Source organism: Streptomyces sp. NPDC003635 (assembly GCF_053587635.1).
The window spans coordinates 1-25,989 of the sequence record NZ_JBSFOK010000022.1 but is presented as its reverse complement, the minus strand read 5'-3'; the positions used below and the strand labels follow the sequence as shown (position 1 = coordinate 25,989).

The 25,989-nt window shown below is 70.4% G+C and carries 26 protein-coding genes and 1 pseudogene; 15 read left to right on the top strand and 12 right to left on the bottom strand.

The genetic code is table 11. From position 1 onward, the window contains the following. Positions 1-22: 22 nt before the first annotated feature. The gene (locus tag ACWDRW_RS21355) at positions 23-1,630 is read right to left on the bottom strand and encodes an FAD-binding oxidoreductase (protein WP_451725321.1); all 1,608 of its coding nucleotides are present in this window, start codon (positions 1,628-1,630) and stop codon (positions 23-25) included. A gap of 65 nt (positions 1,631-1,695) precedes the next feature. On the opposite strand from ACWDRW_RS21355, the gene ACWDRW_RS21350 reads away from it, so the two are divergent. Continuing rightward, the gene (locus ACWDRW_RS21350) at positions 1,696-2,346 is read left to right on the top strand and encodes a TetR/AcrR family transcriptional regulator (RefSeq protein ID WP_451725319.1); all 651 of its coding nucleotides are present in this window, start codon (positions 1,696-1,698) and stop codon (positions 2,344-2,346) included. Positions 2,347-2,407: 61 nt separating this feature from the next. Here the strand turns inward: ACWDRW_RS21350 and ACWDRW_RS21345 are convergent, their stop codons facing one another. After that, on the bottom strand, positions 2,408-3,148 hold the full coding sequence (locus tag ACWDRW_RS21345; protein ID WP_451725317.1) for a VOC family protein: 741 nt from the start codon (positions 3,146-3,148) through the stop codon (positions 2,408-2,410). A 110-nt stretch (positions 3,149-3,258) separates the two neighbouring features. Here ACWDRW_RS21345 and ACWDRW_RS21340 point away from each other — a divergent pair, with 110 nt between their 5' ends. Then, complete coding sequence (locus ACWDRW_RS21340) at positions 3,259-4,086, top strand: hypothetical protein (protein WP_451725315.1); 828 nt, start codon at positions 3,259-3,261, stop codon at positions 4,084-4,086. A 104-nt stretch (positions 4,087-4,190) separates the two neighbouring features. Further along, complete coding sequence (locus ACWDRW_RS21335; RefSeq protein WP_451725314.1) at positions 4,191-5,231, top strand: hypothetical protein; 1,041 nt, start codon at positions 4,191-4,193, stop codon at positions 5,229-5,231. A 95-nt stretch (positions 5,232-5,326) separates the two neighbouring features. Here the strand turns inward: ACWDRW_RS21335 and ACWDRW_RS21330 are convergent, their stop codons facing one another. The 4 genes from ACWDRW_RS21330 to ACWDRW_RS21315 all read right to left on the bottom strand — a co-directional run bounded on the left by ACWDRW_RS21330 (position 5,327) and on the right by ACWDRW_RS21315 (position 7,756). After that, the gene (locus ACWDRW_RS21330) at positions 5,327-5,569 is read right to left on the bottom strand and encodes a hypothetical protein (protein ID WP_451725313.1); all 243 of its coding nucleotides are present in this window, start codon (positions 5,567-5,569) and stop codon (positions 5,327-5,329) included. A gap of 255 nt (positions 5,570-5,824) precedes the next feature. Then, positions 5,825-6,046, bottom strand: a complete 222-nt coding sequence (locus ACWDRW_RS21325) for a hypothetical protein (protein ID WP_451725312.1) — start codon at positions 6,044-6,046, stop codon at positions 5,825-5,827. A 142-nt stretch (positions 6,047-6,188) separates the two neighbouring features. Beyond that, positions 6,189-6,677 (bottom strand): carboxymuconolactone decarboxylase family protein, encoded by a 489-nt coding sequence (locus tag ACWDRW_RS21320; RefSeq protein ID WP_451725311.1) that lies wholly within the window; start codon positions 6,675-6,677, stop codon positions 6,189-6,191. Between the two features lie 2 nt (positions 6,678-6,679). Then, a complete protein-coding gene (locus ACWDRW_RS21315) occupies positions 6,680-7,756 on the bottom strand; it encodes an NAD(P)H-dependent amine dehydrogenase family protein (RefSeq protein ID WP_451725310.1) in 1,077 nt (358 codons plus the stop codon). Positions 7,757-8,218: 462 nt separating this feature from the next. On the opposite strand from ACWDRW_RS21315, the gene ACWDRW_RS21310 reads away from it, so the two are divergent. From ACWDRW_RS21310 to ACWDRW_RS21290, 5 genes are all read left to right on the top strand, one after another. Then, entirely contained in the window at positions 8,219-8,482 is a 264-nt protein-coding gene (locus ACWDRW_RS21310) for a hypothetical protein (RefSeq protein ID WP_451725309.1), read from the top strand. 367 nt (positions 8,483-8,849) lie between these two features. Further along, on the top strand, positions 8,850-9,539 hold the full coding sequence (locus ACWDRW_RS21305) for a GAF and ANTAR domain-containing protein (protein WP_451725443.1): 690 nt from the start codon (positions 8,850-8,852) through the stop codon (positions 9,537-9,539). A gap of 444 nt (positions 9,540-9,983) precedes the next feature. Then, positions 9,984-12,830, top strand: coding sequence for a PQQ-dependent sugar dehydrogenase (locus ACWDRW_RS21300; protein WP_451725308.1), 2,847 nt, complete (start codon positions 9,984-9,986; stop codon positions 12,828-12,830). A 17-nt stretch (positions 12,831-12,847) separates the two neighbouring features. Further along, positions 12,848-14,629 carry a ThuA domain-containing protein gene (locus ACWDRW_RS21295; protein WP_451725307.1) on the top strand — a complete coding sequence of 594 codons (1,782 nt, stop codon included), beginning with the start codon at positions 12,848-12,850 and terminating at the stop codon, positions 14,627-14,629. A 110-nt stretch (positions 14,630-14,739) separates the two neighbouring features. After that, the gene (locus tag ACWDRW_RS21290; protein ID WP_451725306.1) at positions 14,740-15,126 is read left to right on the top strand and encodes a nuclear transport factor 2 family protein; all 387 of its coding nucleotides are present in this window, start codon (positions 14,740-14,742) and stop codon (positions 15,124-15,126) included. Between the two features lie 87 nt (positions 15,127-15,213). Here the strand turns inward: ACWDRW_RS21290 and ACWDRW_RS21285 are convergent, their stop codons facing one another. From ACWDRW_RS21285 to ACWDRW_RS21275, 3 genes are all read right to left on the bottom strand, one after another. Continuing rightward, positions 15,214-15,702 (bottom strand): universal stress protein, encoded by a 489-nt coding sequence (locus tag ACWDRW_RS21285; RefSeq protein WP_451725304.1) that lies wholly within the window; start codon positions 15,700-15,702, stop codon positions 15,214-15,216. A 4-nt stretch (positions 15,703-15,706) separates the two neighbouring features. Further along, positions 15,707-16,966, bottom strand: coding sequence for an arsenic transporter (locus tag ACWDRW_RS21280; RefSeq protein WP_451725442.1), 1,260 nt, complete (start codon positions 16,964-16,966; stop codon positions 15,707-15,709). Positions 16,967-17,071: 105 nt separating this feature from the next. Next, entirely contained in the window at positions 17,072-17,572 is a 501-nt protein-coding gene (locus ACWDRW_RS21275; RefSeq protein WP_451725302.1) for a PaaI family thioesterase, read from the bottom strand. Positions 17,573-17,664: 92 nt separating this feature from the next. Between ACWDRW_RS21275 and ACWDRW_RS21270 the strand changes: the two genes are divergently transcribed. Continuing rightward, positions 17,665-18,132 (top strand): winged helix-turn-helix transcriptional regulator, encoded by a 468-nt coding sequence (locus ACWDRW_RS21270; protein WP_451725300.1) that lies wholly within the window; start codon positions 17,665-17,667, stop codon positions 18,130-18,132. A gap of 10 nt (positions 18,133-18,142) precedes the next feature. Here the strand turns inward: ACWDRW_RS21270 and ACWDRW_RS21265 are convergent, their stop codons facing one another. The 3 genes and pseudogenes from ACWDRW_RS21265 to ACWDRW_RS21255 all read right to left on the bottom strand — a co-directional run. After that, a complete protein-coding gene (locus ACWDRW_RS21265; protein ID WP_451725298.1) occupies positions 18,143-19,678 on the bottom strand; it encodes a fused MFS/spermidine synthase in 1,536 nt (511 codons plus the stop codon). Between the two features lie 75 nt (positions 19,679-19,753). Further along, on the bottom strand, positions 19,754-20,419 hold the full coding sequence (locus ACWDRW_RS21260) for a nitroreductase (protein ID WP_451725440.1): 666 nt from the start codon (positions 20,417-20,419) through the stop codon (positions 19,754-19,756). A 27-nt stretch (positions 20,420-20,446) separates the two neighbouring features. After that, positions 20,447-20,809: pseudogene (locus ACWDRW_RS21255) on the bottom strand (SCO4402 family protein); the annotation flags it as partial. 70 nt (positions 20,810-20,879) lie between these two features. On the opposite strand from ACWDRW_RS21255, the gene ACWDRW_RS21250 reads away from it, so the two are divergent. The 6 genes from ACWDRW_RS21250 to ACWDRW_RS21225 form a co-directional block, all read left to right on the top strand. Continuing rightward, entirely contained in the window at positions 20,880-21,353 is a 474-nt protein-coding gene (locus ACWDRW_RS21250; RefSeq protein WP_451725296.1) for a hypothetical protein, read from the top strand. Between the two features lie 295 nt (positions 21,354-21,648). Further along, entirely contained in the window at positions 21,649-22,230 is a 582-nt protein-coding gene (locus ACWDRW_RS21245; protein WP_451725294.1) for a hypothetical protein, read from the top strand. A gap of 113 nt (positions 22,231-22,343) precedes the next feature. Next, complete coding sequence (locus tag ACWDRW_RS21240) at positions 22,344-23,039, top strand: class F sortase (RefSeq protein WP_451725293.1); 696 nt, start codon at positions 22,344-22,346, stop codon at positions 23,037-23,039. A gap of 150 nt (positions 23,040-23,189) precedes the next feature. Further along, positions 23,190-23,954 carry an SAM-dependent methyltransferase gene (locus ACWDRW_RS21235; protein WP_451725291.1) on the top strand — a complete coding sequence of 255 codons (765 nt, stop codon included), beginning with the start codon at positions 23,190-23,192 and terminating at the stop codon, positions 23,952-23,954. A gap of 188 nt (positions 23,955-24,142) precedes the next feature. Further along, positions 24,143-24,346 carry a cold-shock protein gene (locus tag ACWDRW_RS21230; RefSeq protein ID WP_451725289.1) on the top strand — a complete coding sequence of 68 codons (204 nt, stop codon included), beginning with the start codon at positions 24,143-24,145 and terminating at the stop codon, positions 24,344-24,346. Positions 24,347-24,435: 89 nt separating this feature from the next. Beyond that, the coding region (locus tag ACWDRW_RS21225) for a DEAD/DEAH box helicase (protein ID WP_451725287.1) at positions 24,436-25,989 on the top strand (1,554 nt) is incomplete at its 3' end.

Below are 25,989 nucleotides of genomic sequence, written 5' to 3'. Positions count from 1 at the left end.
CTGTGACAGCGGTCGACGAGGTTCAGCGCCGGGGATCGATGACCACGCCCGGATTGAGGATCCCCCGCGGGTCGAGCACCGCTTTTCCGGCCCGCAGGGCGGCGGCGAAGAGGTCGGGGCGTTGCTGGTCGTACCAGGGGCGGTGGTCGCGGCCGATCGCGTGGTGGTGGGTGATGGTGCCGCCGGTCGAGATGAGGGCCTGGGAAACGGCCTGCTTGATCTCGTCCCACTGTTCCACCGTCTTGCCCCAGTGGCCCGCGGCGTAGATGCCGAAGTAGGGGGCCGGGCCGTCGGGGTAGACGTGGGTGAAGCGGCACGTCACGACGCCCGCGACGCCCACTTGGCGCATGGCGTCCTGGGCGGCGTCGTCGACGGCCGCGCGCAGCGTCTCGAACCGGTCCCAGGTGCAGGCCGTCTCGAAGGTCTCCACGATCATGCCCTGGGCGGCGAGCGCGTCGCGCTGGTACGGCATGCGCAGGAAGGCGGAGCGCCAGGTGTCGGCGGCGCCGCCGCGCGCGGTCCGGTCCGAACTGTCGGTGTAGCGGGCCGGTTCGGGCAGGGTGCCGCCGTGGTCGCGGCAGAGTTCCAGTGCGCGTTCCATCCCGGCCGTGACCGGGTGGTCGGCGGATTCGAAGCCGAGGACCAGGACCGCGCTCGCGGAGCCCGCGTTGATGAGCGCCTCCACCGGGTCCAGGAGTCGGCAGTTGGCGGGGTTCAGTCCGGACTGGGACAGCGCTCGCACGGCCTGGACGCCGGCGTCGTAGTCGGTGAAGGCGACCGCGGCGCCGGCCCGCCAGCGGGGGCGGTCCTGGAGCCGTACCCAGGCTTGGGTGATGACGCCCAGAGTGCCTTCGGAACCGAGGAACATGCGGTCCGGGGACGGCCCGGCGCCTGAAGCGGGGAGTCGGCGGCTCTCCAGCGCGCCGGAGGGCGTGATGACCCGCAGCGACTCGGTGAGGTCGTCGATGTGCGTGAGGTAGGTGGCGAAGTGGCCGCCCGCCCGGGTGGCGAGCCAGCCGCCGAGAGTGGAGAACTCGAAGGACTGGGGGAAGAACCGCAGCGTGTATCCGCGGGGCCTCAGTTGTTCCTCCAGCTGCGGGCCGAAGGTCCCGGCCTGGACGAGCGCGGCGCGGCTGGCCGCATCGACCTCCAGGACCTGGTTCATTGAGGTGAGGTCCAGGCTGACGACCCCGGGGTACGCGTCGCCCACGCGGGGCTCCACACCGCCCACGACGGACGAGCCGCCGCCAAAGGGGATGACCGCGATGCAGGCGTCGGCGCACCAGTCCAGGACCTGGACGACCTCGGCTTCCGAGGTGGGGCGGGCGACGAGGTCGGGTACGTGGGGCAACCGGCCCAGCAGCGCCCGTACGACGTCGCGGAACGCCTGCCCGTGGCTGTGGGCGAGCCGGTCGCGGACGTCCTCGGAGACGATGCCCCGCAGCGCCGACGGCGGGGTGATCCTGCTCGCGGGCACGTCGAAGGACGCGACGGGGGGCGCCGGGCGCACGGTCAGGTCGGCGCCCGGCAGCAACTGCGCGGTGCGCCGGGTGAGTTCGGCGCGTTCCGGCCCGGTCACGGCGTCCTCGACGTTGCCCCATCCCCACCACGAACGCGTTTTGCCGCTCACTGCCGCACCACCGATCTGAACGCAGGGTAAGTTACTGGACAGTCAATCTGGCATGGAGTGCAGGGATGAGCAAGGACAAGGGCACGCGCGGGGTCGGCACCAAGGGGATGCCCCGCAAGGAACGCGAACAGCTGATCCTCGACGCGGCGGCCGAGGAGTTCGGCAGGAAGGGCTACGCTCGCGGCTCGACAGCGAACGTGGCGGCACGCGCCGGCATCACCAAGCCTCTGATCTACGAGTACTTCGGCTCCAAGGACGGTCTGTACCTGGCCTGTCTGGACCGCGCCGGCACCCGCCTCGTAGCAGCCGTCACCGCGGCCGCGACCGGACCCGCCGACCTCACCCGGGCCGCCCGCACCATGCGGGCCATCTTCCAGACACTGGAAAACCGCCTGCACGACTGGGAGCTCGTCTACGACCCGACCCTGCTCCCCGGCACCGACCTGCATACCGCGGCAACCGTCCACCGACGGGAACTCAACCGCCTGGGCTCGACCGGAGTCACCACGTTCCTCAGCGGCTCCCCCGCCACCGAACCGCTCGACGCCGACTTCGCCACGCACCTCTGGTACGGGACCGTCAGCGCCTCCGTCGCCTGGTGGCGGCACCATCCCGAACAGACCGCCGCCGAGATGAACGCCAGATTCGAGCGGATCTTCACCCTCCTCCATCCCCCGGGGACGGCAGCGGCAGCGGCCACCGCGGGACGATCGTGACGGGCGTAGGGCGCGCCTCGCTTCCGCCAGGGTCCCGGCGTCGGCAGTACGGTGCTTCGCGTCAGGACAAGGCCAGGACGCAGAACTCGTGGCCCTCCGGGTCGGTCAGGCACGTCCAGGGAACGTCGCCCTGGCCGACGTCGAGGTCCGTGGCGCCGAGAGCCTTCAGCCGGGCCACCTCCGCCGCCTTGTCGTCGTCGGGGTACGGCAGCAGGTCGACGTGCACACGGTCCGGCACGGTCTTCACGTCAGGAGTCCGAAGGAACTCAAGGTACGGGCCGGCCCCTTGGGCGGAGCGCAGGACCGCCTGATCGTCGGTCACCTCGTGCAGGGTCCAGTCCGTCGCCTCGTCCCAGAACCGGGCCATGGCCCGCGGATCCGAGCAGTCGACGACGATCGCGGCGACGGGTCCGGTGTCCCGGTAGATATCGCGAGGCTCCAGCACACAGAACTCGTTGCCCTCGGGGTCGGCGAGAACCGTCCACGGTACGTCGCCCTGCCCCACGTCGGCGGGCGTCGCACCGACGGCCTTCAGACGCTCCACCAACTCCGCCTGGTGGGCGAGGGAGTTGGTCGCGAGGTCAAGGTGTACCCGGTTCTTCGTCGCCGTCTTGGCCTCCGGGACGGGCACCACGTCGACGCCGACGAAGACCGGGTCCGGCCAGACGAGGCCGCCGGCGGGTCCGACGTAGGTGGCCACGCCGGGGCTGTAGGCCGTCCACCCGAGCGCCTCCGCCCAGAACCGGCCGACCCTTGAGGCATCGACCGCCTTGATGATCACGTGCACAGGTCGCAGCGCCATGCCGGTGATCCTATGCGCCCGCTCCGCCATGGCACCCGGTCCCACCTCCCTGGCGGACGCGCACCCGGTAACCGGTGGTGCGGATCCGCCGCGTCCCCTACGGTCGGCTCGTGGTGATCAAGTTTGGCGCGTCGCGCAGGCTCGGCGTCCCGGCCCCCGAGGCGCGGCTGCGCTTCGAGGCGGAGCAGCGGGAGACCGGCGGCGGTCCGGGGCGTCGATTGCTCGTGGTCGACGGGGACCCCGCCTTCGAACTCAGCTTCTGGTGCGGGACATGTCCCTTCCTTTTCCGCCGGTTGGAGACGGCGCGGGAGACGTTGTCGCTGGAGATCGTGCGGGAGCGGCTCACCGGTGAGTTGGTCTCTGACGACGACGAGGGCGTGCTCGACGCGTTCGGCGCGTTGCTGCCCGAGGGCGAGTACCTTCCGGCGCTGCTCCGCGTGGAGCCCCGTCTGGTCGTTCCCGGCCAGGAAGGGGACTACTTCAGCGGCGAGCAGGTGGCCACGTGGGGGCTCGACGGGTTCTGGGGCCTTCCGCACTACCCGCAGACGCCGTACTACCGGACCTTCGAGACCACGGTCGACGCGTCCGCTCACCTCTATGAGTTCGTGGTACCGATGGTTCCCCCGACGTGGAACTCGCGAGAACGCGTCGAGGAGTTCGTCGGACTCATGGACCGAGGAACGGTCCCTACGGCTGTGGCGGTCTCCACTCTGGATGTGTGCGAGCCCGCCTCCGGGCTGCCGGACGACCATGACCGGCACTGGTGCCTGACGCACTTCCTCCTCGACGGCCACCACAAACTGGAGGCCGCGGCCGGACGACCGGTGCGACTCCTTTCGCTCCTCGCCCAGGGTGAGAGCCTGGCCGACGCCGAGGACCGTGCCCGGCTGCCCGCCCTGCGCACGCAGCGCCGATCGGCCCGAGTGTCCGGCGGCTGAAGCGGCGGGCGTGAGCGCGGAAGAACGGAAGAGCCGCCGAACGCCATGTGACAGCCCCGCCCACCGCGCCGACTGCCGGCGGGGCGAACGTAGACTCGCGCGCCATGGAAGAGATCTTCAGGCTGGGAGGGATCGGCTGCCCCTCGGGGGTCCTGGTCGTCGTGGACGGCGGTCTTCTGGGGTTGTGGAGCGGAGAGCGGTCGCCGGCGGAGATCGATCCTGCTCTGCTCGGCGTCGACGACCCGGAGACGGCTGCCGACGTGCTCAACTCGGTGGACTTTGCCGTGGTCGGCCCGGACGCCTCGGCCGCGGCCCGCAGCTTCGACCGGCAGCCGGGCGTCATGCTCCACGACATCCCGGCCTCTCAGGCGGTGAAGCTTTCCAGGATGTTCGAGGAGCACTGCGCTGCCGCCGGTCTGAGGGCGCGCTTGGAGGCGTTGCCGAACCGCGAATCACACGCCCAACGCACGCGCCGCACTGCCGATGAAGGCGGCGGCAGCTTCCTGATGTTCGGGGTGCCTGTCGTGGTGGTGGCAGGGGTACCCCGCGATCGCCATCTGCCGGTGTTCGCTTCGCGGACCGATGTGGGCGAGGGAGCCGAACCGTGTTGGTCACAGATGTCGGTTCGGATGAGCGATGTCCCGGTGGAGTCGTCCGTACTGCTGGGTTACGTCGGCGTCGACCGGGCCCGCGTGCTGTTCGGAGATGCCGATGCCCTGAACGTCTGGCAGCACGACGAATCCATCGACGGGTTGGCCGACGTCGCGTTCTGGGGCGCTGCCGCGGAGGAGGCCGCCGCGACGTTCGCAGCTCCGGAGCTTGGCGAACCCGGCGAGGACGGTGTCCGCGGATGGACAGGGCTGACCGTGGCGGAAGCGATCGGTAAGGCCCTCACCCTGCAGAACTGGAAGGAGGAGACCGGGCGCCGCATGATGGTGGACTTCCGGCCCCACTCCCATCACTGGCAGGTCATGCGCGAGGTGCGCGCTTCCGATGTCGAGGCCGGGACCGTGGATGTCGGCAGCGCCCGGCTGCTCTGTGCCACGACGAGCCGGGGCGACGGCTACTTCCCCGTGTGGGCCGACGTGGATGCGTCGGGGGCGGTGGTCGCGGTGCGGGTGGAATTCTCCGACGCGGCCCACTAGAGCAGGGAGAAAGAACGCCGCGGCCCTCCGGCGCCGCGGCGTTCTTTTCCGTGGTTCGGTGTGTGCGAATGCATTCTCCGGGGGTGCGGGGCGGGTCAGTTGTGTCCGGGTGGGGCGTGGCCCGCCGGGTTCTGGTTCTCGGACTCCTGGATGAGCCCGGCGCCGCCGCAGCTGGGCTGCTGGCCTCCGGGCTGGTTTCCGCCCTTGTTGGTGCACTGGGTGTCGACCGGCACGATCTTGGCGTCGGCCACACTGGCACCGCCCAGGCTCAGGGCGCAGGCGGCGGCACCGGCACCCAGCGCCGTCGCGATCCGCCTCGCCAGCACTCCGCGTGTCATTCCGCTCAGCCTCCTCGCCGTCGTGGGCTGTGCGGCAGTGCGTTGTCGAACTGTCGCACCTCCCGACCCACGGTTCTCGCCTTTACCCCCGCCAGTCAATACAAAACCGACAATTCTGTAGAAAGCTACCCCTTTTTTTCTTTTGAATCCGCAACGACCGCAGGCAGCGGACAGGGCATCACCGCCTGCGACCCACGTCGACGGGGATGGGCACGAAAGAGCCTCTGACCTGGGAGAATGAGGCCGTGTGGGTCGTCAGTTCCAGGGTTTTCGGTACGGATCCTCACCCAGCACCCGCGCCGCAACCCGGCAGAGGTCTTCGCCGTACAGCTGGTTGCTGCCGTACGCGGAGCCCCACAGGTCGGTCGCGGCCTGGGCCACGGCGCGCCAGCTGTAGTCCTCGTCGACTCGCCAGTTGCGGATCTGGAGGGCCATCTCCTGGGTGATCGTGCCCGGATCCACGAGACTGTGCGTCATTTCGGCCTCAGGTGTACTCGGCGGACAGGGCGGGGCCGGCGCAGGCATGGTCCATCAGCTGGGCGAGGTAGGAATCGTACGGCAACTTCGTTTCCAGATCGACGAGTTGTCGCCCCACACGGTCCGTGGGCGCGGGCGTGGGTCAGGAACGCTGTGGCGTCGGCAGCACGCAGGTGCTGTCGAGTCCCAGGACGTGGTTGAGGCGGCCGAAGGCCAGCCAGGAGCCGATGCTCATGGACAGTTCGACGATCTCCGCCTGACTGTAGTGCGCTGTCATCCGGGTCCAGAAGTCCGCGTCCAGGTTGTGGTGGTCGCTGGCGTAGCGGTCCGCGTACTCGGCGGCCAGACGGGTTCGTTCGTCGAAGGCATCCGTCGTACGCCAGTGCGCGACCGCCTCGAGGAACCCCTCCTCGACCTTCTCCCCGTCCCGTTCGGTGCGCCAGTCCAGGCAGAACAGGCATCCGTTGAGCTGCGCGATACGCAGGCGGGCGGCCTCGAACTCGCGCAGTCCAAGAGTCGTGTGCTCGTAGACGGCCAGGGAGAACGCGCTGGCCGCCGGGCCGATCCCGGGGACCATCTCGCCCCAGACGTAGGTGATGGGGTCGGCTCCCTCGGGGATGTCGATCTGCATCGTCACTTCTTTCCCAGCCTGCCCGCCGCGGGGCGCAGCGGGACGTCGAGTGCGTCGTAGAGACCCGGTTCGGCCTCGGCCAGCCAGTCGATGGCGTTCACCAGTCGGCCGGCCGCGGTCGAGTTGCCGCCGGCCGCCCTGTTCTCCCCTTCGTCGGTGGCCTCCACCGTGACCTCGATGCGGGGACGTCCTTCGATGATCACGCGGTGTGCGCCGGCACCGCCGCCCGGTGGTGTCGGCCAGTCCGGTGCGCAGGTGGCGTGAACGCGGGTGACGTGCTCGATGACGATGCGCGGCTCGCCCTGCACCATGCCCTGCACCTCGAGGCGTATCGCTCCCTGCGTACCGGCCGGGAACTCCCCCATCATGGCGGTGACGACAGGCGCCTCCAGGGCCCGGCGCTCCAACTTCTCCTCGAACCCGTCCAGTTCGGCGCCCAGGGCCCGGGCCATCATCCGCAGCTGTCCGCCCCAGATCATCGTGGGGATCCCCTCGGCGAGCATCAGCGGCTGGTAGTCCAGCGGGTGTCCCATCCCGACCAAGTCACGGACCGCGTCCTCCTGGTCGTACGTCGAGTAGTCGAAGATCTCCTGGCAGCGGACGGCGTCGATGTCGGAGCCGAGGCCGCTGACCAGCAGGGGGAGCACGTCGTTGGCCCAACCGGGGTCCACGCCCGACACGAACAGCGCGCCGCCCCCGGCCAGCGCGGCCTGAAGCAGCGGGCCGCGGATCTCCTCCGGGGCGTTGGTGCAGTCGTACATGCCGTACAGGGACGGGGTGACGACCACCGCGCCCGCGCGCAACGCCCGGCAGATGTCCTCGATCGCGCCGTCCGGGCGGACATCACCGGACGCCGTGTACACGACCGCGTCAGGGGTGTTGGAGAGGACCCCCTCCACGTCGTCGGTCGCCGCCACGCCCAGACGCCGGCCGATCCCGGCCAACTCGCCCGCGTCCTTGCCGACCTTGGCCGGGCTGGACACCAACACCGCCGCCAGGCTGAGCAGCGGGTGCGCGGCGACGGCTCGGACGGCCGCGCGTCCCATGTTCCCTGTGCCCCACACCACTGTCGAAATCATGGGCGGAGGGTAGCGATGCGGCCCGGAACTTCCCATAGCCGTGCACAAGCGAAGAGTGCGGATTCTCCGGGCTGTTGAGACGTTCGAGGACGGCGACGGGACGCGCATGAGTTCCGACGGCCACGGGCATCGTCGAGGTCGGACCAGACCCTTCGTCCCCGCCGTTCGACGCCGCGGCGCCTGCGGTGTTCGGTGCGGGTCGGCCATCGGAGTTCCGGGCGGGACGATCGGCCCGGGCGGGGCCGAGTTCCGCCTGCCGCCGCTGATCAGCCTCTTCGGATTCGCCGCACCTGCGGCCGTCATCCTGGACACGGCGATGAGCCCGGTGGTGGTCGCGGTCGCGCTGCCCGCACGGCTGGTCGCGGTCCCGGCAGCCGAGGTCGCCGCCCGCTGGCCCGTCGCGGTCGATCTGCCGGCCGACAGCATCCTCGGCGCCTGGGCGGGGCGTCCTGGACGGTCCGGATGCGCACCATCACCCTCTACAGGGTGCTGGCGGTCCTGCTGGTCCTCATGGCCGCGGCCCTCGTGGCCACCCACCCCACTTTGGACGCCCTCGCGCTGCCGCCCTGGGCGCGGATGTCCGCCGGAGTCGCAGCCGGGTTCGGCACCGGTGCCGTCACCGCGGTCATGGGCGTGGCCGGCGGTGAGCTGCTGATTCCGATGATCGTGATGTTCCTCGGCGAGGACATCACGACCGCCGGAAGCCTCTCGCTGCTGATCTCCTGAACCAGGCGCCCAATGCGGGGCAGGCGCTGACCTCCGAGCCCACCAGCCGGGCGCCGTCCTCGGCGCCGCGCACGGGGAAGCCGGTCGCGCCCTGGCCTCCAGACGAAAGCCGGTCCGCGCCCTGACCTCCACCCGGTGCCGCTTGATCGCGCCCGCCCCTCCCAGTCCGGGCAGTGTCCGTTTGCGGGCATCCTCCCCCGTCCGGTCCGCCGACGGCGGCTTCACGTGCGCGGGGCCCACGCCGCTCGCGCCGCTCGGACGACACCCGTCGGGCACCATCACTCAGAACCCCGTCCAGGATGGGAACCTAGCGGTAGGGCCCTACGGGCACGGATCGAGGGAGGCGGAGCGAGTGGTGGCGGAGGCAATGGACTGGGCCCGTTTCGCGCAGCAGATGGCGTCGATGGCGCGGGACCTGCTGTCGCAGGAGTCGCTCAACAGCACCCTCGAGCGGATCACCGCTTCGGCGATCGAGCTGGTGGAGGGCTGCGAAGCGGCCGGCATCCTGGTGCTGCACAGCAACAAGATCCAGTCGCTGGCGCCCACCGAGGAACTCGTCACGAAGAGCGACCAGCTGCAGGAGCGGCTCGGCGAAGGGCCCTGCTTCGACGCCGCCCACGCCCAGAACGGCGAGCGCGTGCTGCGTATCCGGGACTTCACCCAGGAGCAGCCGCGCTGGCCCGCCTTCGCCCCGCAGGCCCTCAAGCTCGGCGTGGGCAGCATGATGGGCTTCCTGCTCTACACCGACGACGAAGACCTCGGCGCCCTGAACCTCTACTCCCGCAGCCCCGGAGCCTTCACACCGACCAGCGAACTGGCCGGCTGGCTGCTCGCCTCCCACGCCGCGGTCGCCTTCTCCAGCGCCCGTACACACGCCCAGATGGAGCAGGCCATGGCCACCCGCCACACCATCGGCGAGGCCATGGGCATCCTCATGGGCACCCACCACCTCACCGAGGAGCAGGCTTTCGACACCTTGCGCCGGTACTCGCAGTCCCAGAACATCAAACTCCGCGATGTCGCACGCCAGATCTGCGAGCGGGGCAGCCTCGCATGACCACGCGAACCACCCCCAGCTCCCCCGGCTCTGGTCCGAACCAGAGGAGCCTGGCCAGGTCAGCCCCCTAGGGGAAAGCCGCTGAGCCGGCCTTCACACCAAGTCCCCCGACTCTGGGCGCTTGACTCCGAGATTTCGCCACCGATCTCACGAGGGCCCCGGACGCATGCGGAGCCGCGCCCCGGCGCCCACGGTTCTCCGCCTTGCACCGGTCTTCACCAGCGAGCCCTCTCTGCCCGCGCCCCCACTTTGTCCTGATCAAGGAAAAAGCCGAAGGATCTGACGCGAAAGGGGTTACGCGCCCAGACCAAGGCCGCTAACTTCCTTGAAATGAACCGGTCACACACCTGAAGCCCGGTTCGACGGCGCGACGGCGCGCGCCGGTTTCTCCCTCGACAGGACCGATCGTGTCCTGCTGCCATCCCCACACCTCGGGAGACGTCTGTGCGCACGAGACAGCTCAGACCCAGACTCGTCCGTTCCTTGGCCCTGGCAGTGCTGTGTGCCGCCGGCTGCCTCACACCGGGCACCGCGGCCGCGGCGGCGCCGGATCCGGCCGACGGCGCGAACGCGGCGGCCGCGGAGTTCCAGCAGGTCACGCTCGCCAAAGGCGTGGCCGAGACGGGCGAGCCGATGACCCTCGCCGTCCTGCCGAACCGCTCGGTCCTGCATACCTCGCGCGACGGCACCGTCCGGCTCACGGACGCGGCGGGCAATACCTCCGTGGCCGGCAAGCTCGACGTCTACAGCCACGACGAGGAGGGACTCCAAGGCATCGCCGCGGACCCGGCCTTCACCTCCAACCGCTTCGTCTACCTCTACTACGCCCCCAAACTGAGCACGCCCGGCGGCGACGCCCCCTCCGACGGGTCGGCCTCCGACTTCGCGCCCTTCGACGGCGTCAACCGGCTCTCCCGGTTCGTCCTGAAGACCGACGGCACCCTGGACCTGACCAGCGAGAAGAAGATCCTCGACGTGCCGGCCTCGCGCGGCATCTGCTGCCACGTGGGCGGCGACATCGACTTCGACGCGGCGGGCAACCTCTACCTGTCGACCGGCGACGACTCCAACCCGTTCGCCTCGGACGGCTACACCCCGATCGACGAGCGTGCCACCCGCAACCCGGCCTACGACGCCCAGCGTTCCTCGGGCAACACCAACGACCTGCGCGGCAAGGTGCTGCGGATCAAGGTCAACGCCGATGGGACGTACTCCATCCCGAGCGGCAACCTCTTCGCGCCCGGCACCGCCAAGACCCGCCCCGAGATCTACGCGATGGGCTTCCGCAACCCCTTCCGCATGAGCGTGGACAAGGCCACCGGCATCGTCTATCTCGGCGACTACGGCCCCGACGCCGGAACCGCCTCAGCCGGACGGGGACCCGAGGGCCAGGTCGAGTTCAACCGCATCACCCAGGCGGGCAACTTCGGCTGGCCGTACTGCACCGGCAAGAACGACGCCTACACCGACTACGACTTCGCCACCGGTGCCTCGGGCGCCAAGTTCGCCTGTTCCGCGCCCAAGAACACCTCACCGCGCAACACCGGCCTGACCGACCTGCCTCCGGCGCAGCCGGCCTGGATCCCCTACAACGGCACGTCCGTACCGGAGTTCGGCGGCGGTTCCGAGTCCCCGATGGGCGGCCCGGTCTACCGCTACGACGCCGCCTCCACCTCCGAGGTCAAGTTCCCCCAGGAGTACGACGGCGACTACTTCGCCGGCGAGTTCGGCCGCCGCTGGATCAAACGCATCGAGGCGGCCGGCGACGGCACCGTGCAGTCCATCAACCCCTTCCCCTGGAGCGGCACCCAGGTGATGGACCTGGCCTTCGGCCCGGACGGCGCCCTGTACGTCCTCGACTACGGCACCGGCTACTTCAACGGCGACGCGAACTCCGCCCTGTACCGCATCGAACACGTCACCGACGGCCTCGCCCCGATCGCGCAGGCCAAGGCGAACGTCACCTCCGGGAAGGCCCCGCTGGCGGTCACCTTCTCCTCGTCCGGCAGCGCGGACCCGGACGGCGGCGCTCTCAGCTACGCCTGGACCTTCGGCGACGGCGCGACCTCCACCGCCGCCAACCCTTCGCACACCTACACGGCCAACGGCCAGTACACGGCGACCCTGAAGGTGACGGACCCGACCGGCAAGACCGCGACTGCCTCCGTGCAGATCACGGTCGGCAACACCGCCCCCACCGTGAGGATCGACCTGCCCGCTGACGGCCGTATCTACGACTTCGGTGCCGCGATCCCGTTCAAGGTGACGGTGACCGACCCCGAGGACGGCACCATCGACTGCTCCAAGGTGAAGGTCTCCTTCATCGTCGGACACGACAGTCACGGCCACCCGCAGACCTCGGCCACCGGCTGCACGGGCACGCTGCAGACCCTGGCCGACGGCGAACACGATCCCAACGCCAACATCTTCGGAGTCGTCGACGCCGAGTACACCGACAAGGGGGCGAGCGGCCAGCCCGCGCTGACCACCCACGACCAGCACATCACCCAGCCCTCCCACCGGCAGGCCGAGCACTACGGCGACTCCGCGGGCGTCCAGGTCGTCACCCACGGCCCGGCCCACGGCGGCAGGACCGTCGGCTACATCGACAACGGCGACTGGATCTCCTTCACGCCGTACGCCCTCGACAACGCCACCCAGTTCACCGCCCGGGTCTCCTCCGCGGGCGCGGGCGGCACCATCGAGGTCCGCGCCGGATCCCCGACCGGCGCCCTGCTCGGCACGGCGACGGTACCGGTGACCGGCGGCTGGGAGACCTTCCAGGACGTGACCGCCGGCCTGACCAACCAGCCCGGCGGCACCACGCAGTTGTACCTGGTCTTCAAGGGCGGCGCCGGATCGCTCTTCGACGTCGACGAGTTCTCCTTCACCACCTCCGGCGGCGGACCCCGCTCGGGTGCGGTGAAGGGCGTCAACGACAAGTGCCTGGACGTCGACAACGCCAGCACCGCCGACGGAGCGAAGGTCCAGCTGTGGACCTGCAACAGCTCCACAGCGCAGAACTGGACCATCGCCGGGGACGGCACGTTCAAGGCGCTGGGCAAGTGCCTGGACGTCTCCGGCGGCGGCTCCGCCGACGGCACCAGGATCCAGCTCTGGACCTGCAACAACACCGGCGCCCAGAAGTGGGCACCCCAACCCGACGGCACCGTCCGCAACCCCCAGTCCGGCAAGTGCCTCGACGCGTCCGGCGGCACCTGGAACGACGGCACCGCCGTCCACCTGTGGACCTGCCACACCGGCGCCAACCAGAAGTGGACCCTTCCGTAGAAAGGAGGCGACTTGACATGCGTACGCGACTCACAGCGGTTCTCGGCCTGTTCACCGGCCTCGCGCTCTGCCTGACCCCGCAGGCCACCGCCCTGCCCGTCCCGGCGGATCAACCGGCCGCCCCGACCCGACAGGCCGCGCCGGCCGCCCGCCCCGCGGCACAGGCGGCCGCCGATCCGGCGTACAAGATCCTCGTGTTCTCCCGGACAGCGGGATTCCGGCACTCCTCGATCGACGACGGCATCGCGGCGCTGCGCGCCCTCGGCACGCAGAACAACTTCACCGTCGACGCGTCCGAGGACCCCCAGGCCTTCACCACCGGCAATCTCGGCCAGTACAAGGCGGTCGTCTTCCTCTCCACGACCGGTGACGTCCTCGGCGACGCCCAGCAGACCGCCTTCGAGCAGTACATCAAGGGCGGCGGAGGCTACGTCGGCATCCACGCGGCGGCCGACACCGAGTACGGCTGGCCCTTCTACGAGGGCCTGGCGGGCGCCCTGTTCCACTCCCACCCGGCGATCCAGTCCGCCACCGTCGAGGTGGAGGACCGGGCCCACGACGCCACCGCCCACCTCGGCGCCACCTGGCAGCGCACCGATGAGTGGTACAACTACCGCACCAACCCCCGCACCACCGCCCACGTGCTCGCCTCCCTGGACGAGTCCAGCTACACAGGCGGCAACATGTCCGGGGACCACCCCATCGCATGGTGCAAGGACTACCAGGGCGGCCGGGCCTTCTACACCGGCGGCGGCCACACCGATGAGTCCTACGGCGAAGCCGCCTTCCGCCGTCACCTCCTCGGCGGCATCCGCTGGGCGGCCGGAATGACCGAGGCGGACTGCCGCCCCGAGACCGGCTACACCTCCCTGTTCGACGGCTCGTCCACCACCGGCTGGCGGCAGGCGGGCCCGGGCGGCTTCACCCACGCCGACGGCAGTCTCACCTCCTACGGCGGACTGGGCATGCTCTGGTACGCCGCCGAGGAGTTCACCGGCGACTACTCGCTCAAGCTCGACTGGAAGGCCGCCGGCGACGACAACTCCGGTGTCTTCATCGGCTTCCCCGCCTCCGACGACCCCTGGTCGGCGGTGAACAACGGCTACGAGATCCAGATCGACGCCACCGACGCGGCCGACCGCACCACCGGCGCGGTGTACGGGTTCAAGTCCGCCGACATCGCGGCCCGCGACGCCGCGCTGAACCCGCCGGGCGAGTGGAACACGTACGAACTCCGGGTCACCGGCGAACGGTTGGAGATCTTCCTCAACGGCCGCAAGATCAACGACTTCACCAACACCGACCCCGCCCGCAGCCTGAAGCAGGGCCACATCGGCATCCAGAACCACGGTGACGGCGACGACGTCGCGTTCCGCAACATCCGCATCGACGCGGCGGGCGGCACACCGCCCGGTCCTCGCTCGGGTGCGGTGAAGGGCGTCAACGGCAAGTGCCTGGACGTCGACAACGCCAACACCGCCGACGGTACGAAGGTCCAGCTGTGGACCTGCAACAGCTCCACAGCGCAGAACTGGACCATCGCCGGGGACGGCACGTTCAAGGCGCTGGGCAAGTGCCTGGACGTCTCCGGCGGCGGCTCCGCCGACGGCACCAGGATCCAGCTCTGGACCTGCAACAACACCGGCGCCCAGAAGTGGGCACCCCAACCCGACGGCACCGTCCGCAACCCCCAGTCCGGCAAGTGCCTCGACGCGTCCGGCGGCACCTGGAACGACGGCACCGCCGTCCACCTGTGGACCTGCCACACCGGCCCCAACCAGAAATGGACCCTTCCCTGACCGTAGGAGTGACCGATAGGAGTCCCGTGCGGGACACGTGACGGTGAGGGCCGGGCTTTCCCGGCCCTCACCGGTGCACGGCACCGGGCGGCCAGAGGGAGAATGCGACGGTGAACCATGCACCGGACGAGGTGACGCAGGCCGTCGAAGGCGAGCTGCGCCTCCTGGACCCCACCGTGCGCGCGTCGCGATCCCTGGCCGCGGAGCTGCTGGACCCCGAGTTCGTCGAGGTCGGGGCGTCCGGCCGGCGATGGACCTACGACGAGATGCTCGCCGCGCTGCCGCAGATGGCGGGCGCTACCGAGAACGGTCCGCGCTACCGGCCGTCGGACTTCACGGGCGTCGTACTGGCACCCGGGCTGGTGCACCTCACCTACGAGACCGTGATCGACGGACGGCGGGCTCGCCGCAGCTCGCTCTGGCGCGCGCGGAGCGACGGCACGGGCTGGCGGATGTACTACCACCAGGCCACCCCCGTCCCGCCGGAAGCCGACTGACAAGGTCCCTGAGGGTGCTCACCGCGGTGACGCACCGCGGGCAGGCGCACGGCCTTGCTTCACCGTTCCCACCCCTGCCGCCACCGGTCAGGGACGAGGCGGCGAGGGCGGCAGGGTGGACAGGTCCGGCGACGGCTCCGGCCAGACCAGCAGCACCGGACACGGGGCGTGGTCGACGACGAAACGGCCCGCGGGGCCGAGGCTGTGCGGTCCGAGGTGGGTGCGGTCACCGTCGCGGGCCAGGATGAGCAGGTCACAGCCCTCGGCCGCGGCGACGACCTCACGCTCCACGCGGCCGGTGCGCTCGCTGTGCGTACAGGGCCGCCCCAGGCGTTCGGCTGCGGCTTCGAGCAGTTCCTGCCCGGAGACGGCGGCGAGGTGCTCCACGCGCGTGCCCGGGTCACGCTCGGGATGCCCACGGCCCAGCAGTCCGGCGAAGGCGCCGTGCGCCGCGCCGGGGACGTCGGCCGGGGTGACGTGCAGCAGGACGATCGCGGCGTCCGCCGGGGCGTGGTCGCGGGCGGCGTCCACGCAGGCGGGCCAGGTGCCCTCGACGATCCAGACGACCACGGCCATGGGCTCAGCCTCCTCCGATCACGGTCAGCGAGACCCACAGTGCCAGTACCGCCGCCCCCAGACTCGCCGGTACCGCGTACACGCCGAGCCGGGTGAACTCCTTCAACTGCACCTCACCGTCGTGGGCGTGGACGATGCGCCGCCACAGCAAGGTGGCCAGCGAGCCCGCATAGGTGAGATTGGGGCCGATGTTCACCCCCAGCAGGACGGCGAGCACGGCACCGGGCCCCGACGGGGCGGTCAGCGGCAGCAGCACCAGTACGGCGGGCAGATTGTTGATCACGTTCGCGAGTACGGCGGCCAGCGCGGCGACGGCCAGTAGTTCCGGCAGCCCGGTGCCCGCGGGAATGAGCCGCCCCAGTGCGTCATCGAGCCCGTTGTCCACGACCGCCCGCACCACGACCCCCAGGGCGAGCACGAAGGCGAGGAAGGGAACGGAGGCGGCGCTGAGCAGGGCCCGTGGCGTGGTGCGGCGCCGGAGCAGGGCTCGCACGGCGAGGACCAGCGCGCCCGCCGTGGCCGCCCAGGCCGGGTCGACCCCGACCGCCGAGGTCAGCACGAACCCGGCCAGCGTGCACCCCACGGTCACCAGCGAGAACATCGGCAGCCGCGGTGTCTCGGCGACGGAGGGGGCCTGGGCCCCGGCGTCCAGATCGGTGGCGAAGAAGCGGCGGAAGACGACGTACTCGACCGCGATCGCGGCGACCCACGGCAGAGCCATCAGCGCGGCGAACCGGGTGAAGCTCAGCCCGCTGGCCGCGAACGCCAGCAGATTCGTCAGGTTCGAGACGGGCAGCAGCAGTGAGGCCGTGTTCGACAGGTGGGTGCAGGCGTACACATGCGGTTTGGGGCGTGCCCCGAGTCGGGCCGCGGTGGCGAACACCACCGGGGTGAGCAGCACCACCGTGGCGTCCAGGCTGAGTACCGCCGTGATCGCCGACGCGGCGAGGAACACCTGCCCCAGCAGACGCCGTGGCTGTCCCGCCGCGCTGCGCGCCATCCAGGCTCCGCACGCGTGGAACAGCCCGTCGTCGTCACAGAGCTGAGCCAGTACCAGTACGGCCGCCAGGAAGCCGATCACCGGCCCGAGTTGTTCCACCTCGTCCAGCGCGTCGTGCAGGGGGATCGCGCCGGTGCCGATCAACAGGGCGGCGGCCGGGACGGCGACCACCGCCTCCGGCCATCCGAAGGGGCGGATGACCGCACAGGCCAGCACCAGGACGAGCAGGGCCACGGAGAGCGACTCCGCGAGCTGGGTGTTCAGGACCAGTTCCTTCCGCGCGACGGCGGCCGAACCGCCTGTACATCACACAGAAAGGTACTGGGCCCGGCCGGGGAAGTCGGGTACCGAGCCCTTCGTGCCCGCCGCTCAGGTCGCCGCGGGAGGCACGGGGAATATCAGGCAGCTGCTCGTGGCGTGCGCGAGCAGGCGGTCCTCAGCGTCGACCAGCCTGGCCTCGGCGAGCGCGGTCTGCCGACCCCGGTTGACGACCGTGCCGATGGCCCGGACCGTGCCGGTGTCCGCGGTGACGCGCCTGAGGAACTTCACGTTCAGGTCGAGCGAGGTGTAGCCCATGCCGGGCGGAAGCGTGGTCTGTACGGCGCAGCCCGCCGCCGAGTCGAGCAGGGTCGCGTAGACACCGCCGTGCACGCTGCCGATCGGGTTGTAGTGCTCCTCCCCCGGCGTCATCGAGAACACCGCTCTGCCCTCCGCCACCTCGTCGAGCGTGAAGTCGAGGGTCGCGGAGATCGGCGGCGCGGGCAGGCGGCCCGACAGCATCTCCGACAGGAAGTCCATGCCGGAGCCGCGTCCCACCGCGGCGGCACTGGTCGCGGGGTCGTCCCATTCGTAGGTACGTGTGCGTCCCATGTTTCGGCGTCCTCTCCGCTGACTTCGTCGATCGAAGCTAGCCCGGCGCTCCCCTGACTGTCAAAGAAGAAGTCAGCGCTTAACATGGGGGCATGGAGTGGCTCGACGTCAGCACGGAGAACTGTCCCGTCCAGAGCACCCTCGATCTGGTCGGAGAAAAGTGGACGCTGTCGGTCCTGCGGGACGCCGCCAACGGCATACGACGGTTCGACGACTTCCGGCGCCACATCGGGCTGTCGGAAGCGGTCCTGAGCGACCGGCTCCGCAAGCTGACCGAGGCCGGTGTCCTCAGGACGGTCCCCTACCAGGAGCCGGGCAGCCGCTCCCGCAACGAGTACAGGCTGACCCGCAAGGGCTGGGACCTGTGGCCCGTGCTCGTCGCGCTGGGCCAGTGGGGCGAGGCCTACGCGGCCGACCCCGCGGGCCCGGTCGTCGACATGCGGCACGTGGGCTGCGAGGCGCCGGTCCGCGTCGTCGTCGAATGCGCCGAGGAACACGTCGCCCTGTCCCCCAGAGACGTCTCCGCCCGCCCGGGACCCGGCGCGCGCCGCCGGGCGTAGGACTCCTCGGTCACCGGCCGCTTTGCGGGCTGTAGGGCTGCAGGAGCTGGTCGACGGGTGCGTAGTCGTCGGTGAGCGGCTGGGCGTCGCCGATCCAGGTGGTGAGGTCGTCGCCGGTGCTGATCTTCCAGCCGGTCCTGCGGGTGTCCAGCGCTTCCTGGGTCGCGGAGAGGTCGACGGGCCGGTCGGAGGCGATGACGACCAGGTTGCCGCCCTCGGCAGCGGCGGCCGGATCGAGGCCGATGTCGACCGGCTTGCCGACCAGGGCCACGTGCTCGAAGGTCTCGGCGAGGGTGGCCACTTCCGCGCGGGCGAAGGACAGCCGCCCGTGGTCGATGAGGTTGGCGACGTACAGGCCGTCCTCGTCGAGCACGCGCCGTACGTCCGTCATCGCCTCCGCCGTGGTGAGGTGCCACGGCACGCTGACGCCCCCGAACGCGTCGCCGACGACGAGGTCACGGCTGCCCGCGTCCAGTCGCCGCAGACCCAGCCTGGCGTCCTCGGCGCGTACGTCCATCCCGGCCGGCGAGCCCAGACCGAGCTGGTCGCGGTTGATGCGTACGACCCCGTCGTCGATCTCGGAGACAAGGCTGCGCGTCCCCGGGCGGGTTGCCGCGAGGTAGCGCGGGAGCGTGAGCCCGCCACCGCCCACGTGATAGGCCGTCAGCGGCTGCCCTTCGGGAAAGGCCGCGTCGACCACCGACGCGATGGCGCGCACGTACGCGAACTTCAGGAAGGTGGGGTCGTCGACGTCGACGTAGGAGTGGCGCAGGCCGTCCAGCAAGAGGGTGCGGCCACCGGGCCGATCGGGGTCCGCGACCACCCGCGCGCAGTGGTACCGCGTCTCCGTGTCGCAGCTGCCCGGCGCGACCGTGGCGGCGAGGCCGCCGGCCACGAGCACACACGCCAGCGCCGGGGTCCCGGTCCAGCCGCGCGTGCGCCACTCGACCAACGCCGAGCCGACCACCAGCAGGGTCCCGAGGCCGATCAGTATCCCGCTGACCGACAGCCGCGACACCAGGACGAAGCCGGTGAGGACGGTGCCGAAGATGGCGCCGACCGTGCCGACGCCGGACAGCCGGCCGACCACCGTGCCGGTCTCGGCGAGGCTGGTCAGCCGCAGCTTGGTCACGATCGGCGTCACCGCGGACAGCATCGCGCCGGGCACCAGAATGGTCAGCGCCGCGATCAACAACAGCAGCGTCGGGGCCCATTCCGCCGTGGTGCGCAGCACGGCGGGGGTGAGCGCCACCACGACTCCCGACACCCCGAGCGCGGGGCCGATGAGCCGGCGTGGATTGACCTGGTCGGCGATGACACCGCCCAGCCAGGAACCGAACGCGATGGCGGTGAGGGCGATGCCGATCACCATCGTGCTGGTCTCGAGGGTAAGACCGAGGTACGGGGCCAGCAGCCGCAGGGCGACGATCTCGACCACCAGGACCGCCGCCGAGGAGGCGAACACCAGCAGGACGGCGGCACGGGCACCCAGGCCGTGGGCGCGAGGCGTGCCCTCGGCGACGGGTGTGGCAGGCGATCCGGTCACGGGCGACATCCTTCCACGCGGTTCGACCACAGCAAGCAACTGGGCAAGACCTGTGGAGGGTTACGGGCCACCGGGTCACGGTCCGATGAAGGTGACCGTCTCCGCGAGGTCCGCGCGGCCGGTCCGCAGCGGCGGCACGTCGTCCTCCTCGAACCCGACGGCGACACCGCAGACCAGAACGAGGTCGTCGTCGGCCCCGACAGCCTCGCCGACGGTCTTTCGGTACATGGTCCACATCACCTGAGGGCAACTGTGCAGCCCTTCCGCGCGCAGCAACAGCATGACGGTCTGCAAGTACATCCCCACGTCCGCCCACTGCCCGGGCCCCATCGTCCGATCGACGTAGCAGAACAGAACGACCGGAGCCCCGAACGCCTGCGAGTTCAGGGCAGCCGTTCTCGCCGGCCTGTCGGGGTCGTCGCGGTCGATGCCCAGCGCCTCGTACCGCTGCGCGGCAGCGGCGGTGAAACGGTCCAGATACGGCGGGACCAGTTCTGCCGGGTACATCGGGTACTCCCGCTCGTCACCCCGGTCCCCCGCCCGGGCCCTGGCCGTCGCGCGCCGCTTCAGTTCGGCCAAGGGCTCCCCGCTCACGACGAACACACGCCACGGCTGCAGATTCCCACTCGACGGAGCCCGCGCAGCCGCCTCCAGCACCCGTCCGAGCACATCCATGGGCACCGGCTCACCACTGAACGCCCGCACGGCCCGCCGACTGTCCACGGCCTCGTACACATCCATGGTGCGCCGCGCCGCGGCCTGCAGGTCGTTGGTGACCATCAGCTGAGCCAGCCTGCCCGCGACCGCGATCACGTCGTTCCAGGCGGGAGCATCGAGAAAGACCTCGTCCGGGGCAGCGGGACCGACCTCCTCCTGCACCAGGGAATAGACCTCCCCCAGCTTCCGCATGAGCACTACTTCGTCTTCGGTCCGAAGGCTCTTGCCCAGGTACGGCCCTGGATCGTCGGCGTCGCAGAAGTCGTCGAACAGAACGTGGACCACGTGGTCCACGTCCTCGAACTCCTCCGGGCGCAGCCAGACTTCACGCTGCCAGGAGGGACTCGCGAGGGCCAGAACCGCGGTCACGACATGCAGCCGGAACGCAGGGAACTCGATGCCGTGATCCGTCACGCCCGGAGCCTATGGCCAAGCGTGGGAGCCGTGCACGGGTGTTCGAGGGCGGTCAGTAGCCTCGGGCGTCATGGGGATTGAGATCGATGTGGTGGTGTCTTACCCGATCAACGATGAGGTGGAGAGGGTGCTCGGGCTGGCCGAGTCGGTGGGCGAGCCCGTCCATGTCACTTTCCTGTGGGAGGGGAGCGGAGAAACCGAGCGCGTCGTCCTCGTACCCGCGGCCACGCTGGCGCGCTGGGAGCACTGGGCGCCGACCGCTTACGTGCCCGGTGACGCGCGGAGCGGGAGCGGGACCGGGGCCGGGCAGCGGGAACTGGCCCATCCGGCGGAATTCGGCGAGTTCACGCTCTTCCGCCGTCGCGCGGGAAGCCGCACGGCGGTCGCTCGTGGAGGCGTGGTGGTCGCCGAGCTCCTCAACCCCGACGAGGCGCACTGGCTCCAGGAGAAGGCCCGCGATGTCCAGCAGAGTTTCATGGATCCGCGGCAGAAGGCGGCCTTCGAGGAGTTCCTCGCCCGACAGGCCTCCCCCGACGACCAGTGACCGCAGTCGCCGCAGGGGAAGACCCCGCGGCGTCGGGTGCCAGGTCGGCCTGTCGCCGATCCGCCGCCGCCGGAGGGTGTACCGGCGCGTAGGGAACGAGTGGGCTGCCCCCGAGTGTGGCCCGCCGATTCTGGCCAAGGCTTGACGTTCCGGCAGACAGCCGACGGCCCGTCACCCGGCGGGTCGCCCTGAGTGGCGAGCGCCGCGTTCCCCGCTGACCGTGGATCACGTCGAGGCGGGACCAACCAGTTGATGCAGCATCAGCGGCCCGCCCATCGGCAGAAAGGGATGTCAGATGCGTTCTGCACGCACTCTGCTCGCCACGGCGGCGGCTTCGGCCGTCGTCCTCCTCGGTGCTCCCGGCGCCTACGCCGCCGGAGACGACTGGGACCACGAGGACTCCTCGTACAGCAAGGAGCACGGCAAGGAGTACGGCGAGGAGCACGGCAAGGACCACGACAAGGAGCACGGCAAGGACCACGGCAAGGAGTCGAGCCACCCGCGCGGCGGCATGCACACCGGCGGCGGCGCGCTCTCCGCGGTGAACGCCCCGCAGGAGGAGCACGGCGACAAGGAGCACGGCGGCGGCAAGGAGCACGGGGACAGGGAAGACTCGTACGGCGGCAAGCACGACGAGGAGTCCTGGGACGGCAAGAAGGAGGACTCCTGGGGCGGCAAGCACGAGGACGACTGGAGCGGTAAGCACGAGGACGGCTCCTGGAAGGGTGACCACGAGAAGCCCAAGGGCGGCATGCACACCGGTGGCGGCGGACTGGCCTCGCCGACGGTGACCGCCGGTGGGCTGGCGGTCCTGGCTGTCGCCGGCACCGGTCTGTACGCGGCGCGCCGGAAGAAGACGGCCGGAAGCGTGGCCTGACCATGCCGGATGACATAGCCGCCGCGGCCGCCACGCGTGTGCCGCGTGGCGGCCCCGCGGCCCCCACATAGTTCGTCCGCTCCGCTGCTGTGCCCAGGTGAGGTGGTGTCCCGATGGCAGCTCGTCCTACTTCCCGCACCGATGCCGACGCCGATACGGCTCAGCCGGCATCGGGGTTCCGAACCCGCTTGCTGATCCTGTTGGCCGTGGCCCTCACTGTGTTGGCCATCATTGTTTTCGGCGACGACGAGCCGTCCAGCACCTCCTCCCAGCCGTCTCCGGCGCGGTCGGCGGCGTCGGCTCCGCCATCAGGCCGACCGGCGGGTGGACCGGCGGACCGTCCGGCGTCCAAGCACCTGCCCCGTTCGAAGCCCGTGCGGCTGCTCATCCCGAAGATCGATGTCGACGCCCCCTTCACGCCGCTGGCCATCGGCCGCTCGGGGCAACTCGATCCCCCGCCCGCGGACGACGTCAACCTCGTCGGCTGGTTCGCGAAAGGGGCTTCCCCCGGGGAACGGGGTACCTCGGTCATCGCCGGCCACGTCGACACGGCCACCTCACCAGCCGTGTTCGCGGACCTCGGGGAGATGGACAAGGGTGATGTCTTCCACGTGAAGCGGGCCGACGGACGCACCGCGACCTTCGTGGTCGACAGCGTGGAGACCTTCGCCAAGGACGACTTCCCCGACCAGCGGGTCTACGGCGACACCCCCCAGGCCCAGGTCCGGCTCATCACCTGCGCGGGCGACTACAACCGCGCGGCCCAGGACTACACGGACAACCTCGTGGTCTTCGCCCACCTCAAGTGACCGCACGTTCAGAACCGCCGACGTCCAGGACCTGGTCCACCGACACCTTCGACCCGCGGGAGACCTGGGCCCGCGCCGGACGGGACGTTCTCGACGCGGCCGCGTAAACCGATTGTGCGCCCGCGCGTACGTCGGCTTGAGTGGGTGCCCGTGACCGCACTGACTGATCTTGTACGTCCGGACCGGTACCCCCGTGCGTCGCGCTACGACCCGGCCTGGCTCGTGGGCCTCGACATGGGGCCCAATCCGCTGTGGCTGCTGGAGGACCTGGCCCGGGATCTTGACCTGCGTCCCGGGATGAAGGTCCTGGACCTCGGCTCGGGCAAGGGCGCCACGTCGGTGTTCCTGGCCCGGGAGTACGGCGTGGAGGTCGTCGCCGCGGACTGGTGGATACCGGCAGAGGAGGCGACGGCGGTCTTCGCCGCGGCGGGGGTCTCCGATCGGGTGACGGCCGTACGGGCGGAAGCTCATGCACTGCCGTTCGAGCCGGACAGCTTCGACGCGATCGTGAGCATCGACGCGTTCGAGTACTTCGGTACGGCCGACGGCTACCTGCCCTACCTGGTCCGCTTCCTGCGCCCCGGTGGTCAACTGGGCGTGGCGACGCCCGGCATGACCCGGGAGGTGCGTGAACTCGGGGCGATTCCGGCCCACATCAAGCGCGTGGTCGGCTGGGAGGCCCTGGCCTGGCACACGCCCGAGTGGTGGCGCTTCCAGTGGGAGATCACCGAACTGGTGGACGTCACCTCAGCGCGCCTGCAGAAGGACGCCTGGCGGGACTGGCTGCTGTGGGCGCGGGCCTGCGCCGAAGCACGGCCGGACGGCGTCGAGGCCAACCAGCCGGTGATCGACATGCTGATGGAGGACGGCGGGGAATTCCTCTCCTTCGCCCTGGTCACCGCCCGCCGGACATGAGCGCGCGGCCTATGGCGGCTCCTGTCGGCGTCGAAGATCCACGACGGTCCCCGATCTGTGCTAGAGTTCAGGTATTGCAGTTGTGGTACCCATGAACCTATGTGCGCCTGACGGGAATACTCCTTCGGGCGCATTATTTGTTTTCCGGCATCTCCGGATGGGGCCTCTGCCTACAGAAGGAGAAGGTCATGGCACAGGGAACCGTCAAGTGGTTCAACGCCGAAAAGGGTTTCGGCTTCATCGAGCAGGACGGCGGCGGCCCCGACGTCTTCGCCCACTACTCGAACATCGCGGCGCAGGGCTTCCGTGAGCTCCACGAGGGCCAGCGGGTCTCCTTCGACGTCACGCAGGGCCAGAAGGGCCCGCAGGCGGAGAACATCACCCCCGCCTGATCGCCCGGACGCGAATCCGCTCGACCGGGGTCCGCACCGTCACGGTGCGGACCCCGGTCTGTGCTGTCTCCAGGAAGGCAAAACACCGCATGCCCCGCAGGCCCCAGAAGTCGAACCGGCGCCCCTCGTCACCCTCACCGTCCGTATCGGCTCCCAGGGAATTCCGACTGCCGGAAAACACCACGCCCGCGCTTCCTCCCGTCGAGGACTTCGCCGGGATGGGCCTGCCCGCGGGCATCCTGAAGACCCTCACCGCGCAGGGCGTCACCACCCCCTTCCCCATCCAGGCCGCCACGCTGCCGAACTCGCTCGCCGGGCGTGACCTGCTGGGACGGGGCCGCACCGGCTCCGGCAAGACCCTGGCGTTCGGTCTCGCGCTGCTGGCCCGTACGGCCGGACTGCGGGCGGAGCCCAAGGCGCCGCTGGCCCTCGTGCTGGTGCCCACCCGGGAACTCGCCCAGCAGGTGACGGACGCGCTGTCTCCGTACGCGACGGCGGTCAACCTCCGCACGGCCACCGTGGTCGGCGGGCTGTCCATCACCAAGCAGGCCGGCCAGCTCCGGCGCGGCGCAGAGGTCCTGGTGGCGACCCCCGGTCGGCTCAACGACCTGGTGGAACGCGGCGACTGCGTCCTCGGTGACGTGCGCATCACGGTGCTGGACGAAGCCGACCAGATGACCGACATGGGCTTCCTGCCCCAGATCACCAAGGTGATCGAGCAGGTGCGGCCCGACGGGCAGCGCATGCTCTTCTCCGCCACGTTGGACCGCAACATCGACCGCCTTGTGCAACGGTTCCTGACCGACCCCGTGGTCCACTCGGTGGATCCGTCCGCGGGCGCGGTGACCACCATGGAGCACCACGTGCTCCATGTCCTGGACGAGACCGACAAGAAGGCGGTCACCACGCGCATCGCCGCGCGTGACGGCCGGGTCATCCTCTTCCTCGACACCAAGCGCTCCGCCGACCGGCTCGCCAAGCGCCTGCTGGCCGTCGGCGTCCGCGCCGCGGCACTGCACGGCGGCCGCTCCCAGCCGCAGCGCAACCGCACGCTGGAGCAGTTCAAGAACGGCCAGGTCACCGCACTGGTCGCGACGAACGTCGCGGCCCGGGGCATACACGTCGACGATCTCGACCTCGTGGTCAACGTCGATCCCCCCACCGACCACAAGGACTACCTCCACCGGGGCGGCCGTACGGCCCGCGCCGGCGGCTCCGGCAGCGTGGTCACGCTGGTGCTGCCCGACCAGAAGCGGGATGTCACCCAGCTCATGTCGCACGCGGGCATCCGCCCCCGGACCGCCCGCGTCACATCCGGCGACACGGCGCTGGCCACCATCACCGGCGCCCGCGAGCCCTCCGGTGTACCGGTCACGATCGAGGTCCCCGAACCCACGCCCCCGGCGGTGTCCCGAGCGAACCGCAAGAACGGCGGCGAACCAGGCAAGCAGTCCCGGCGCCGCACCGGGGGTCGGGCCGGAGCGGCGGCAGGTGCCGCTCGCGGTACGGCCGGCCGTGGCTCGGACCGCCGGACCCCGGCCGAGGCGCCCGCGGTCGGCGCCACCACGGCGACCGGCAGGCGCGGTTCCACCCGCCACCACCGATTTGATTTCTGGAGCCCCCGAGTGAGCAAGCGCACCTTC